General features: G+C 52.8%; 15 protein-coding genes and 1 tRNA gene. 10 read left to right on the top strand and 6 right to left on the bottom strand.

The genetic code is table 11. The annotated features are described in order from the left end of the window. The first annotated feature begins 2 nt into the window (after positions 1-2). From gspH to yghD, 6 genes are read left to right on the top strand one after another with little or no spacing between them, the layout of a single operon-like run. Positions 3-566 (top strand): type II secretion system minor pseudopilin GspH, encoded by a 564-nt coding sequence (gene gspH, locus RTW80_RS05870; RefSeq protein WP_001115146.1) that lies wholly within the window; start codon positions 3-5, stop codon positions 564-566. Then, positions 563-934 (top strand): type II secretion system minor pseudopilin GspI, encoded by a 372-nt coding sequence (gene gspI, locus RTW80_RS05875; protein WP_000820124.1) that lies wholly within the window; start codon positions 563-565, stop codon positions 932-934. The genes gspH and gspI overlap by 4 nt, the downstream gene beginning before the upstream one ends. Then, positions 931-1,536, top strand: coding sequence for a type II secretion system minor pseudopilin GspJ (gene gspJ, locus RTW80_RS05880; protein WP_001514540.1), 606 nt, complete (start codon positions 931-933; stop codon positions 1,534-1,536). Before gspI ends, gspJ begins: the two co-directional genes overlap by 4 nt. Next, on the top strand, positions 1,533-2,510 hold the full coding sequence (gene gspK, locus RTW80_RS05885; protein WP_063119410.1) for a type II secretion system minor pseudopilin GspK: 978 nt from the start codon (positions 1,533-1,535) through the stop codon (positions 2,508-2,510). The genes gspJ and gspK overlap by 4 nt, the downstream gene beginning before the upstream one ends. Beyond that, positions 2,507-3,685: a type II secretion system protein GspL gene (gene gspL / locus RTW80_RS05890; protein ID WP_000094976.1), complete on the top strand. Its 1,179-nt coding sequence runs from the start codon at positions 2,507-2,509 to the stop codon at positions 3,683-3,685. The genes gspK and gspL overlap by 4 nt, the downstream gene beginning before the upstream one ends. Before the next feature lies 1 nt (position 3,686). Next, complete coding sequence (gene yghD / locus RTW80_RS05895) at positions 3,687-4,223, top strand: GspM family type II secretion system protein YghD (RefSeq protein ID WP_000942792.1); 537 nt, start codon at positions 3,687-3,689, stop codon at positions 4,221-4,223. 148 nt (positions 4,224-4,371) lie between these two features. Here yghD and RTW80_RS05900 read toward each other — a convergent pair. Then, a tRNA-Phe gene (locus RTW80_RS05900) sits at positions 4,372-4,447 on the bottom strand. A 105-nt stretch (positions 4,448-4,552) separates the two neighbouring features. Then, a complete protein-coding gene (locus RTW80_RS05905) occupies positions 4,553-5,260 on the bottom strand; it encodes a DUF554 domain-containing protein (RefSeq protein WP_000234512.1) in 708 nt (235 codons plus the stop codon). A 152-nt stretch (positions 5,261-5,412) separates the two neighbouring features. Between RTW80_RS05905 and yqgH the strand changes: the two genes are divergently transcribed. Together yqgH and speC are read left to right on the top strand one after the other, a co-directional pair. Next, the gene (gene yqgH / locus RTW80_RS05910; RefSeq protein ID WP_212591416.1) at positions 5,413-5,496 is read left to right on the top strand and encodes a hypothetical protein; all 84 of its coding nucleotides are present in this window, start codon (positions 5,413-5,415) and stop codon (positions 5,494-5,496) included. Between the two features lie 162 nt (positions 5,497-5,658). Further along, a complete protein-coding gene (gene speC, locus RTW80_RS05915; RefSeq protein ID WP_000839756.1) occupies positions 5,659-7,794 on the top strand; it encodes an ornithine decarboxylase in 2,136 nt (711 codons plus the stop codon). A gap of 49 nt (positions 7,795-7,843) precedes the next feature. Here speC and nupG read toward each other — a convergent pair whose 3' ends face one another. From nupG to mutY, 4 genes are all read right to left on the bottom strand, one after another. Further along, on the bottom strand, positions 7,844-9,100 hold the full coding sequence (gene nupG, locus RTW80_RS05920; RefSeq protein ID WP_001049791.1) for a nucleoside permease NupG: 1,257 nt from the start codon (positions 9,098-9,100) through the stop codon (positions 7,844-7,846). A 201-nt stretch (positions 9,101-9,301) separates the two neighbouring features. Continuing rightward, positions 9,302-10,381 (bottom strand): membrane-bound lytic murein transglycosylase MltC, encoded by a 1,080-nt coding sequence (gene mltC / locus RTW80_RS05925; protein ID WP_001298916.1) that lies wholly within the window; start codon positions 10,379-10,381, stop codon positions 9,302-9,304. A gap of 64 nt (positions 10,382-10,445) precedes the next feature. After that, a complete protein-coding gene (locus tag RTW80_RS05930; RefSeq protein WP_000091700.1) occupies positions 10,446-10,721 on the bottom strand; it encodes an oxidative damage protection protein in 276 nt (91 codons plus the stop codon). Positions 10,722-10,748: 27 nt separating this feature from the next. After that, positions 10,749-11,801 (bottom strand): A/G-specific adenine glycosylase, encoded by a 1,053-nt coding sequence (mutY, locus tag RTW80_RS05935; protein ID WP_001321419.1) that lies wholly within the window; start codon positions 11,799-11,801, stop codon positions 10,749-10,751. A gap of 160 nt (positions 11,802-11,961) precedes the next feature. Between mutY and trmB the strand changes: the two genes are divergently transcribed. Next, positions 11,962-12,681 carry a tRNA (guanosine(46)-N7)-methyltransferase TrmB gene (trmB, locus tag RTW80_RS05940; RefSeq protein WP_000786911.1) on the top strand — a complete coding sequence of 240 codons (720 nt, stop codon included), beginning with the start codon at positions 11,962-11,964 and terminating at the stop codon, positions 12,679-12,681. Then, positions 12,681-13,007: a YggL family protein gene (locus RTW80_RS05945; RefSeq protein WP_001107564.1), complete on the top strand. Its 327-nt coding sequence runs from the start codon at positions 12,681-12,683 to the stop codon at positions 13,005-13,007. The genes trmB and RTW80_RS05945 overlap by 1 nt, the downstream gene beginning before the upstream one ends. Positions 13,008-13,010 lie beyond the last annotated feature (3 nt).

The following is a 13,010-nucleotide window of genomic DNA, read 5'->3' on the forward strand; positions in this document are numbered from 1 at the left end:
CAGTGCCTGAACGCGGATTCACACTTCTGGAAATCATGCTGGTGATTTTCCTTATCGGCCTTGCCAGTGCGGGCGTGGTACAGACTTTTGCGACCGATTCTGAATCGCCCGCGAAAAAAGCGGCGCAGGATTTTCTGACTCGCTTTGCGCAGTTTAAGGACAGGGCAGTGATCGAAGGGCAAACACTCGGTGTGTTAATCGACCCGCCTGGCTACCAGTTTATGCAGCGTCGTCAGGGGCAGTGGTTGCCCGTTTCTGCGACCCGGTTATCAGCACAGGTTACGGTGCCGAAACAGGTGCAGATGCTGTTACAACCCGGAAGTGATATCTGGCAGAAGGAATATGCGCTGGAGCTGCAACGTCGTCGCCTGACGCTGCACGATATTGAACTGGAGCTGCAAAAAGAGGCGAAAAAGAAGACGCCGCAGATCCGTTTTTCGCCTTTTGAACCCGCCACGCCGTTTACGCTGCGCTTCTACTCGGCGGCGCAAAACGCATGTTGGGCGGTAAAACTGGCGCACGATGGCGCGTTATCCCTCAATCAATGTGATGAGAGGATGCCATGAAGCGCGGATTTACCTTGCTGGAAGTGATGCTCGCGCTGGCGATTTTTGCGCTGGCTGCCACGGCGGTGTTACAGATTGCCAGCGGTGCGCTGAGTAATCAGCAAATTCTTGAGGAAAAAACGGTAGCGGGCTGGGTGGCTGAAAACCAGACCGCGCTGCTCTACCTGATGACCCGCGAGCAGCGGGCGGTCAGGCAGCAGGGCGAGAGCGATATGGCAGGAAGCCGCTGGTACTGGCGAACCACACCGCTGAGTACAGGCAACGCGCTGCTCCAGGCGGTGGATATTGAAGTCAGCCTTCACGAAGACTTTTCGCCGGTGATTCAGTCACGACGCGCCTGGTTTAGCGCCGTGGGAGGCCAACAGTGAGAAGGGCTCGCGCTGGTTTCACGTTACTGGAAATGCTGGTGGCAATTGCCATTTTTGCCTCGCTGGCACTGATGGCGCAGCAGGTGACTAACGGCGTCACGCGCGTGAATAGCGCCGTCGCCGGACACGATCAAAAACTAAACCTCATGCAGCAAACGATGAGTTTTCTGACCCACGATCTGACCCAAATGATGCCGCGTCCGGTAAGAGGCGATCAGGGCCAGCGTGAACCAGCGTTACTGGCTGGCGCTGGCGTGCTGGCGTCTGAGAGTGAAGGAATGCGTTTTGTGCGCGGCGGTGTGGTTAACCCGTTGATGCGTATGCCACGCAGCAATCTGCTCACCGTCGGTTACCGCATTCATGACGGTTATCTCGAACGGTTGTCCTGGCCGCTGACCGATGCCGCAGGCAGCGTGAAGCCGACAATGCAAAAGTTGATTCCGGCCGATTCGCTCCATTTGCAGTTCTACGACGGCACGCGCTGGCAGGAGAGCTGGTCGTCAGTACAGGCGATCCCTGTGGCAGTGCGCATGACTCTGCATTCGCCGCAATGGGGCGAGATTGAACGCATCTGGTTGTTACGCGGGCCGCAATTATCATGATCACCTCACCACCAAAACGCGGAATGGCACTGGTCGTGGTGCTGGTATTGCTGGCAGTTATGATGCTGGTAACCATCACGCTTTCCGGGCGGATGCAGCAGCAACTTGGGCGAACGCGCAGCCAGCAGGAGTACCAGCAGGCGCTGTGGTACAGCGCCAGTGCAGAAAGCCTGGCGCTGAGCGCGCTCAGTCTGAGCCTGAAAAATGAAAAGCGCGTGCATCTGGAACAGCCGTGGGCTTCCGGCCCTCGTTTTTTCCCACTGCCGCAGGGGCAAATCGCCGTCACTCTGCGTGACGCACAGGCCTGCTTTAACCTGAATGCCCTCGCTCAGCCCACAACGGCGTCGCGTCCGCTCGCGGTACAACAACTGATTGCCCTGATCACGCGCCTGGATGTGCCTGCTTATCGGGCCGAACTGATAGCCGAAAGCCTGTGGGAGTTTATTGATGAAGACCGCAGCGTGCAGACGCGTCTGGGCCATGAAGACAGCGAATATCTCGCCCGCTCGGTGCCTTTCTACGCCGCCAATCAACCGCTGGCCGATATCAGCGAGATGCGCGTGGTGCAGGGAATGGACGCCGGGCTTTATCAAAAACTGAAACCGCTGGTCTGTGCGCTGCCGATGACCCGCCAGCAAATCAACATCAATACTTTAGACGTCACGCAAAGTGTGATTCTTGAGGCGCTGTTTGACCCGTGGTTAAGCCCTGTTCAGGCGCGGGCGTTATTACAACAACGTCCGGCGAAGGGCTGGGAAGATGTCGATCAGTTTCTTGCACAGCCGCTACTTGCTGACGTCGATGAGCGTACTAAAAAACAGCTAAAAACCGTCCTGAGCGTGGACAGCAATTACTTCTGGCTGCGTTCAGATATCACCGTGAATGAGATTGAACTGACGATGAACTCGTTAATTGTCCGCATGGGCCCACAACACTTTTCGGTTCTCTGGCATCAGACAGGAGAAAGTGAGTGAGTTCCATCCTTGAGATTTTTTTCCCGCTTTGCGCCGCTGAGCCCATCCATTGGCAGCGCCGTACACCCGATGTGGAGCACGGTATCTGGTCTGACGTTGCTAACGAACAGCTCCAGCAATGGCTGCAAACTGATGCGATTCGACTCTACATTCCCGGCGAATGGATCAGCGTCTGGCAGGTTGAACTGCCTGATGTCGCCCGCAAGCAGATACCGACTATTCTGCCCGCCTTACTGGAAGAAGAACTGAACCAGGATATCGATGAACTGCATTTCGCCCCGTTGAAAATCAATCAGCAACTGGCAACCGTAGCCGTGATTCACCAACAGCATATGCGCAACATTGCGCAGTGGTTGCAGGAAAACGGCATCACCCGCGCTACCGTCGCGCCGGACTGGATGTCCATTCCTTGTGGGTTTATGGCTGGCGATGCACAACGGGTTATCTGCCGCATCGATGAATGCCGGGGATGGAGCGCCGGGCGGGCGCTGGCTCCGGTCATGTTCCGCGCCCAGCTCAATGAGCAGAATTTACCGCTTTCGCTAACCGTAGTCGGCATTGCACCGGAAAAGCTATCAGCATGGGCTGGCGCAGACGCTGAACGCCTGACCGTTACAGCTCTGCCCGCCATTACCACTTATGGCGAACCGGAAGGGAACCTGCTGACAGGGCCGTGGCAGCCTCGCGTCAGCTACCGAAAACAGTGGGCGCGCTGGCGGGTGATGATTCTGCCGATATTGCTGATTCTGGTTGCGCTGGCAGTGGAGCGGGGCGTGACGTTATGGAGCGTCAGCGAACAGGTGGCGCAAAGCCGCACCCAGGCGGAGGAACAGTTCTTAACGTTGTTCCCGGAGCAGAAGCGGATTGTGAATTTACGCTCTCAGGTGACGATGGCGCTGAAAAAATATCGCCCACAGGCCGACGATACCCGGCTGCTCGCCGAGTTGTCAGCGATCGCCAGCACCCTGAAATCAGCGTCACTTTCCGACATCGAAATGCGTGGTTTCACCTTTGATCAAAAACGCCAGATACTTCACCTCCAGCTACGGGCCGCGAACTTTGCCAGTTTCGACAAACTGCGTAGTGCACTGGCAACCGATTATGTTGTGCAACAGGACGCGTTACAGAAAGAGGGTGATGCGGTTTCCGGCGGCGTAAAGTTGCGGAGGAAATAACATGTTACGCGATAAATTTATTCACTATTTTCAGCAATGGCGTGAACGCCAGTTAAGCCGTGGCGAACACTGGCTGGCACAACACCTGGCGGGGCGTTCTCCGCGTGAAAAGGGCATGTTACTGGCAGCGGTGGTGTTCCTGTTTAGCGTCGGATATTACGTCCTCATCTGGCAGCCGTTGAGCGAACGGATAGAACAACAGGAGACAATGTTGCAGCAACTGGTGGCGATGAACACCAGACTGAGGAGCGCCGCGCCGGATATTATTGCGGCGCGAAAATCCGCCACAACAACGCCTGCGCAGGTATCGCGGGTTATCAGTGACAGTGCTTCCGCGCACTCGGTAGTCATCAAGCGGATAGCCGAGCGTGGGGAGAATATTCAGGTCTGGATAGATCCGGTGGTGTTTAATGACCTGCTGAACTGGTTAAACGCGCTGGATGAAAAGTATGCGCTGCGGGTGACACAAATTGATGCCAGTGCTGCTGAGAAGCCTGGGATGGTGAATGTGCAGCGGCTGGAGTTTGGACGGGGGTAAAGTATCAGGAGATTAATATCAATAAAATTACTCTCGTTAACGTGGCGAGAGTAATTCCCCCAGACTTTATAAGCTAACTTTTTTCGTGAAGGTTATTGTCAGATCCAAAAGCAAAAACCCGCCTTGTGGGCGGGTTCTTAAGAATTAGTGGTGCCCGGACTCGGAATCGAACCAAGGACACGGGGATTTTCAATCCCCTGCTCTACCGACTGAGCTATCCGGGCAACGGGGCGCATTAAACCTGATTCGCCTCGTCTCGTCAATCAAATTTCTTCAATTTACTGCAGACTGCACAATCTATCATCACTTTGCCGCTATTGCACGCATTGTCAGGCAAACCAGGCGGTCCAGGCGGCGGAAAGCGGCATTGCCAGAAGGAGTGCTGGAAGCATGTTGACCACCGGGAACATTTTAATGCCACAGATGCGTAATCCGGTTGCCAGCAGCAATAAACCGCCTACGGCGCTGAAGTCTGCCATCATCGCCGGTGTGGTCAGCGGTAATATCAGCGCGGCAGCCCACGCCAGCGTTAACTGGATGATCAGTAATGGGATACTAATCACCGATACCGCAATACCGAGCGAGCAGGCGAAGATCATCGCCGTAAAGAAATCAAGAAATGACTTGGCGATTAAAATACTCGGATCGCCGGTCATCCCTTCGTTCATCGCCCCGAAGATCCCGGTGCCGCTGGCGCAAAACAGGACAATAATCGCGACATAATTCTGAATAAAAGATTCATGCGCTGGCTTCTTACGTGAGTGACGAAACAGATTTTGTGCTTTGGCGACTGCTGTATTGACACCTTTCTCCAGCAAACAAATTTCGCCAATTAGAGCGCCAAGTAGCGTAGCTAAAACCATCGCTGGAAGGTTGGCACATTTCACCACCAGTAAAATACCAATCCCCAGCGATGCCAGACCAAAAATAGATGTCATGGAGACGCGGATACGTTCCGGTAAGCGTTGGCTGAGCAGTGCGCCGAGAACGCCACCCAGTAATACTGCACTAGCGTTGATAAAAGGGCCGATGACCACAAGAGTTCCTGTTAGCTGTATTGTTTGATTTTCTTATTATGAACTTTTTGCCTTGTTGATGGCTTGTCTGGTCGCAAAGTCCTGGCTTGCACGCCTTAGCGAAAGGTGCCATGATTGCGCGAATTTTCTCCTCTCTGTATGGAGTTTGCCCGATGCACGCCACCTCCTTACATTCTCTCGCTTATCGCCGTTTCGCGCGAAACGTTTCCCTTTCTATGCTACTGCTCATGCGGTGAAGTTAACGCACGCTCACTGCAGGACAGCAGTAAAATCAGAGCGTTTCTGCTTTTACTGATGTCTGGCGGTCGGAGCTGGTGACCAGTTTGACCCATATCTCATGGGGCAGGGTTTTACACCTTGTCCGGTATTCTTACTTCCCCGAAACGGGTTTTGCGCTTATGAAATCAATGAATATTGCCGCCAGTAGTGAACTGGTATCCCGACTTTCTTCTCATCGTCGCGTGGTGGCGTTGGGAGATACTGATTTTACGGACGTCGCGGCAGTCGTCATTACCGCTGCGGATAGTCGCAGTGGCATTCTTGCGTTGCTTAAGCGCACCGGTTTTCATCTACCGGTGTTTTTGTATTCCGAACATGCTGTAGAATTACCTGCGGGCGTTACGGCGGTAATCAACGGCAACGAGCAGCAGTGGCTGGAGCTGGAATCCGCAGCCTGTCAGTATGAAGAGAATTTGCTGCCACCGTTTTATGACACGCTGACGCAGTACGTTGAGATGGGCAACAGCACCTTTGCTTGCCCTGGACATCAACATGGTGCGTTCTTTAAAAAGCATCCTGCCGGACGCCATTTTTACGATTTCTTCGGTGAGAACGTCTTTCGCGCCGATATGTGTAATGCCGATGTGAAACTGGGCGATCTGCTTATTCATGAAGGATCGGCGAAAGATGCGCAGAAATTCGCAGCCAAAGTCTTTCATGCCGATAAAACCTATTTTGTGCTGAACGGCACATCGGCAGCGAATAAAGTGGTGACGAATGCGCTGTTAACGCGTGGCGATCTGGTGCTCTTCGACCGTAACAACCATAAGTCGAATCATCACGGCGCGCTGATTCAGGCGGGGGCGACACCGGTCTATCTGGAAGCTTCACGCAACCCGTTTGGTTTCATTGGCGGTATTGATGCGCACTGTTTTAATGAAGAGTATCTGCGCCAGCAAATTCGCGACGTTGCGCCAGAAAAAGCCGACCTGCCGCGCCCGTTTCGCCTGGCGATTATTCAGCTGGGAACCTATGACGGCACTGTCTATAACGCCCGTCAGGTGATCGATACCGTTGGGCATCTGTGTGATTACATTCTGTTTGATTCCGCGTGGGTCGGTTACGAACAATTTATCCCGATGATGGCGGATAGCTCGCCGCTGCTATTAGAACTTAACGAAAACGATCCGGGGATCTTTGTGACTCAGTCGGTGCACAAACAGCAGGCGGGATTCTCACAGACGTCGCAGATCCATAAAAAAGATAACCATATCCGCGGACAGGCGCGTTTTTGCCCTCATAAGCGGTTGAATAATGCCTTTATGCTCCATGCTTCTACCAGCCCGTTCTACCCGCTGTTTGCCGCCCTGGACGTTAACGCCAAAATTCATGAAGGGGAGAGTGGGCGTCGGCTGTGGGCTGAGTGCGTTGAGTTGGGTATTGAGTCGCGCAAGGCTATTCTTGCGCGCTGTAAGCTGTTCCGCCCGTTTATCCCGCCCGTTGTTGATGGCAAATTGTGGCAGGATTATCCGACATCTGTGTTAGCCAGCGACCGCCGTTTTTTCAGTTTTGAGCCGGGGGCGAAGTGGCACGGCTTTGAAGGATATGCCGCGGATCAGTATTTTGTTGATCCGTGCAAGCTGTTACTCACTACACCAGGTATCGATGCCGAAACCGGCGAATATAGCGACTTTGGCGTTCCGGCGACGATTCTGGCGCACTATCTGCGTGAGAACGGCATTGTGCCGGAGAAGTGCGATCTCAACTCCATTCTGTTTTTATTAACTCCGGCGGAAAGCCACGAGAAGCTGGCACAACTGGTGGCGATGCTGGCGCAATTTGAACAGCATATTGAGGATGACTCGCCGCTGGTTGAGGTGTTGCCGAGCGTTTATAACAAGTATCCGGTGCGCTATCGCGACTACACCCTGCGCCAGTTGTGTCAGGAGATGCACGATCTGTATGTCAGTTTCGACGTCAAAGACCTACAAAAAGCGATGTTCCGCCAGCAGAGTTTCCCGTCAGTGGTGATGAACCCCCAGGATGCGCATAGCGCTTATATTCGCGGTGACGTGGAGTTGGTGCGGATTCGTGATGCCGAAGGGCGAATTGCGGCAGAAGGGGCGTTGCCTTATCCACCTGGCGTGCTTTGCGTGGTACCCGGGGAAGTCTGGGGTGGGGCGGTTCAACGTTATTTCCTTGCACTGGAAGAAGGGGTGAATTTGTTGCCGGGATTTTCGCCGGAGCTGCAAGGTGTTTATAGCGAAACCGATGCGGATGGCGTGAAACGGTTGTACGGTTATGTGTTGAAGTAAGAATAAAAAAAACGGGTCACCTTCTGGCGACCCGTTTTTCTTTGCGTAATTAGTGGCTAACCGTCTGTGTGCCTGTCGGGACACGAACGTGTTTATATTTGAACATCGCCATGAACGCGAAGGCCAGAACCACGGAGTAACCAGCGAAAATCAACCATACGGTCTGCCAGTCGGTAATGCCGTTTTGGGTGTACATCTCAACAACTTTACCGCTCACGATGCCGCCGAGGATACAGCCGAAGCCGTTAGTCATCATCAGGAACATCCCTTGTGCACTGGCGCGAATTGCCGGGCTAACTTCTTTTTCGACAAACACCGAACCAGAGATGTTGAAGAAGTCGAATGCGCAACCGTAAACGATCATCGACAGTACCAGCAGTACAGTACCGAACGGAGTCGGGTCGCCGTAAGCAAACAGCGCAAAACGCAGGATCCACGCCACAATACTGATCATCATTACGTTCTTAATACCGTAGCGGCTTAAGAAGAACGGGATGGTCAGAATGAACAGGGTTTCAGAGATCTGCGAAATCGACATGATGATTGACGCATGCTGCACAATAAAGCTGCTGGCAAACATCGGATCTTTGTCGAAGCTGTGCAGGAAGGTATTACCGAACATGTTGGTAATCTGCAGTTCCGCGCCCAGCAGCATTGAGAAGATAAAGAAGATTGCCATACGCTTGTTTTTAAACAGCGCGAATGCATCGAGGCCCAGCAGGGTTGTCCAGCTCTGATTCGCTTGCTGTTTAGCAACCGGAATATGCGGCAGAGTCAGGGTAAACAGAACCAGAATGGCGGAAAGTGCTGCGCCAATATACAGCTGCATGTGGCTTAATTCGAAGCCAGACAGGCTCACCACCCACATTGCCATGATAAAGCCGATGGTGCCCCAGATACGGATTGGCGGGAAGTCAGTAACGATATCCATCCCGGCATTTTGCAGGCGATAGTAAGAGATGGTGTTGATTAACCCAAGCGTTGGCATATAAGCAAACGAGTTAATCAATATCACAAGGAACATCGCTTCCGGTGTCGTGACCTGTGCCGCCATGAACAGCGTGATAGCGCCAATGGTGTGGCAAATGGCATATACCCATTTCGCACTTAACCATTTGTCGGCCACAATCCCCAGCAGCGCAGGCATAAAGACCGCTGCGATACCCAGTGAGCTATAAACTGCGCCAATAGAAGCACCGTCAAACTTCAGGGTAACAAACATATAGGAGCCGAGGGTCGTCAGCCAACTTCCCCACAGACAGAACTGCAGAAAAGAGAGGATTTTCAGCTGCAGCTTAAGATTCATGTTAATTTCCTCACATCGTGATGCGGATGAGTGTTTGAAAAAGCACATTTGACCGTGCGAGATGATGGGATTCTATCAACTTCGCGGACTGGTTTTTTGTTACCTGTGGCAAATAATTGCAAACATTCCCAATTTGCAAAACGAAATTGTGATGTGGATAACATTTTTGCCCCTGAGCATCGTCAGGGGCGGTTAATGGAATTATCGGCGGCGGTAGGATTTTTGCGCGGTATTCACTTTATAAAGATAACGGCGAGATTCCGCAGAGGGATGGCGGGTCGTCAGCGTCTGATAAACATCGCCCGGCGTCATGGTGTTAATAATATTGGCAGCCTGAATCTTATCATTCGAAAAGACTCGCAGCACGCTGCCTGCGCCGCCGTTATAGGCGGTGATGACGGCATAACGCCGCGATGTTGGGTTATCAATTCCGCCGAGATAAACATTGTTCAGCATCGCCAGATACGCGGTGCCGGTATCAATATTGCTGGCAGGATCAAACAAGAAACTGCGGCTCGGCGTGCCGGATTTCCCCTGCGAGCGGAACACATCTTTCCCGGCAGTATGTTGTACCACCTGCATTAATCCCAGCGCATCGGAACGGCTGACCGCATACGGGTTAAAGGAAGATTCGGTCTGCATAATTGCCAGAATCAGCGACTCATCAACGCCATATTTCCGTGACGCCTGGCGGACCATGCCGAGATATTTGTGCGCACGTTTATCAAGGTGGTTCGGTACCATGTTAATGGTGACGCTGTAGATGATACGCAGCCCGTTACTGCGGCTTTGCAGACGGTTTTTCAGCAGATAATCCGCGAAGTTGCTTGCGCGACCTTCCCAGCGAATCGGCTGCCCGGTGTTGTCCACCACCTGACCGTAAAGGAAAGGTTCTTTCGAAATCGTAATATCATCAACGTCGGAATAGAGATCGACCGAACTCGGATCGTCACCCATCAGCAACGTTTTGATAATTGCCCGGCGCAAATGCGCGGCAGGTTCTGTCCCGGCGATAGTTTCGATAGTAATCGTACCGTCATCGAAGTTGATGTGGCTGCGGGTCTGATATTGATCGGTGTATTTCACGTAGTCCTTAGGACCGGCGATCACCACCTCTTTGAATCCCCAGATGTTCTCAATATTGTGGGCAAATTGCCCCATCAGAATATCAAAACCGTTGGTATCTTTGACCCAGGCTTCGTTATAGGTATCGCCTTTTTTGGTCGTCGAACAGGAGATGAGCAACGGCGCAATCAAAGCCAGCGCGAGATATTTTTTCATCATTCCGGGTGCGTGTTGTGTTTGTTTTTATGCAAGTTGCCGGAGGCGTGCTCCGGCACTGTTTTTATTTTTTATCTTCCGGCGTATAGCCCTCGATATGCACCTCTTTACCCTCGAACAGGAAGTTGACCATCTCCTGCTCAAGCAGCTTGCGGTGCTCGGCATTCATCATGTTGAGTTTCTTTTCATTAATCAGCATGGTTTGCTTGTGCTGCCACTGCGCCCAGGCTTCTTTGGAGATCTCGTTATAGATGCGTTTTCCCAGCTCGCCGGGGTACAGCTGAAAATCCTGACCTTCTGCTTCACGTTGCAGGAAAGTACAAAAAATCGTTCTGCTCATAAATCATCCTCTTTATCGACTCACGCGCTAAACCGGCGCGCCAGTGCGTAACTGCTGTAACAAACGCTCCACGGGAGCCGCCAGGCCAACTGACGGCGGTTGCGCTAAGTTATACCAGAGCGCATTGCCTTCATCCATGCAGCCGGTGAATGACGACACGGGAAGCCACATAGGCACAATATCTAAGTGGAAATGGCTGAAGGTATGCCGAAACGCGGTCAGTTGCGTCAGGTTATCGGCAGCAATCTGCCGTTGCGCCAGCCACTGCCGCAAACTTTCTTCGTCGGCAAACTGCGGGAAACAGTATAAACCGCCCCACAATCCGCTCGGCGGACGCTGCGCCAGCAATACTTCATCTTCGTGCTGTAATAGCAAAAAGTAGCCGGTGCGCTCCGGCAGCGTCTGTTTCGGTTTTTTGCCCGGATAAAGCGCCCAGCTATTGTTGGCGGCGGCAATACATCCGTTTTGTAGCGGACAGAGCGAACATTTCGGTTTCGAGCGCGTACAAATCATCGCACCCAAATCCATCATCGCCTGATTAAACCGTTCCACGCCAACCGCGGGCGTCACCTGCTCGCTCAAACTCCATAATTTATTCTCGACCTCTTTTTTCCCAGGCCAGCCGCTTACAGCATAGCAGCGCGCCAGCACGCGTTTGACGTTACCGTCGAGAATCGGAAAGTGCTTACCCAGAGAAAGCGAGAGAATCGCGCCTGCGGTGGAACGCCCGACGCCCGGTAACGCCGCGACTTCTTCAAAGGTTTCCGGGAATTTACCGCCGTGTAAGGTCGCCACTTGTTGTGCCGCTTTATGCAGATTGCGCGCGCGGGCGTAATAGCCAAGCCCGGTCCACAAGTGGAGAACTTCGTCGAGCGGCGCATTGGCGAGATCGGTCACCGTCGGGAAGCGCGCCATAAAGCGTTCAAAATAGGGGATAACGGTCGCAACCTGAGTTTGTTGCAACATCACTTCTGAGAGCCATACTTTGTAGGGCGTCTTGTCAATTTGCCAGGGCAGCGTTTTTCGCCCGTATTTATCGTACCAGTCCAGAACCTGGGCTGAAAATTGCGACGCTTGCATGGTCACCGAATTCACTGTTGTTGGGGGCAAGATTGCAGCACAGCGACGGCAGGGTGTAAACCGGAACTTTCCGCAGCCACGGCCTTATCATGCTTGCATCCGGCAACTAACTTTGGATAATGCCCGTTTTCAGAACACTTTCACAAGCGACTAAATCTTTATGAAAAACGACGTCATTTCACCGGAATTTGATGAAAACGGCCGCCCACTGCGCCGTATCCGTAGTTTTGTGCGCCGCCAGGGGCGACTGACCAAAGGCCAGGAACATGCGCTGGAAAACTACTGGCCGGTGATGGGCGTTGAGTTCAGCGAAGATATGCTGGATTTCCCCGCGCTTTTTGGCCGTGAAGCGCCGGTGACGCTTGAGATTGGTTTTGGCATGGGGGCGTCGCTGGTGGCAATGGCTAAAGATCGCCCTGAGCAGGACTTCCTCGGCATTGAAGTGCATTCACCGGGCGTTGGTGCGTGCCTGGCTTCTGCGCATGAAGAAGGTTTAAGCAACCTGCGAGTGATGTGTCACGATGCGGTTGAAGTGCTGCATAAAATGATTCCTGACAATTCATTGCGCATGGTGCAGCTCTTTTTCCCTGACCCGTGGCACAAAGCGCGCCATAATAAACGCCGTATCGTACAGGTGCCGTTTGCCGAACTGGTAAAAAGCAAACTGCAGCTGGGGGGGGTATTCCATATGGCGACCGACTGGGAACCTTATGCGGAACATATGCTTGAAGTGATGTCTTCTATTGACGGTTATAAAAACCTGTCAGAGAGCAATGATTACGTACCGCGTCCGGCATCACGTCCGGTGACGAAATTTGAACAACGTGGTCATCGTCTTGGTCACGGAGTATGGGACTTAATGTTCGAGAGGGTGAAATAATGGCAAAGAACCGTAGCCGTCGTCTGCGTAAAAAAATGCACATCGACGAATTCCAGGAATTAGGATTTTCGGTGGCATGGCGATTCCCGGAAGGTACATCGGAAGAACAGATTGATAAAACCGTTGATGATTTTATTAACGAGGTTATCGAACCGAACAAACTGGCCTTTGACGGCAGCGGTTATCTGGCCTGGGAAGGTCTGATCTGCATGCAGGAAATCGGCAAATGCACCGAAGAACATCAGGCGATTGTGCGTAAGTGGCTGGAAGAGCGCAAACTGGATGAGGTACGCACCAGCGAACTTTTCGACGTTTGGTGGGACTAAGAA

Origin of the sequence: Escherichia sp. AM3, assembly GCF_032029835.1 — a bacterium.
Lineage (GTDB): Bacteria > Pseudomonadota > Gammaproteobacteria > Enterobacterales > Enterobacteriaceae > Escherichia > Escherichia coli.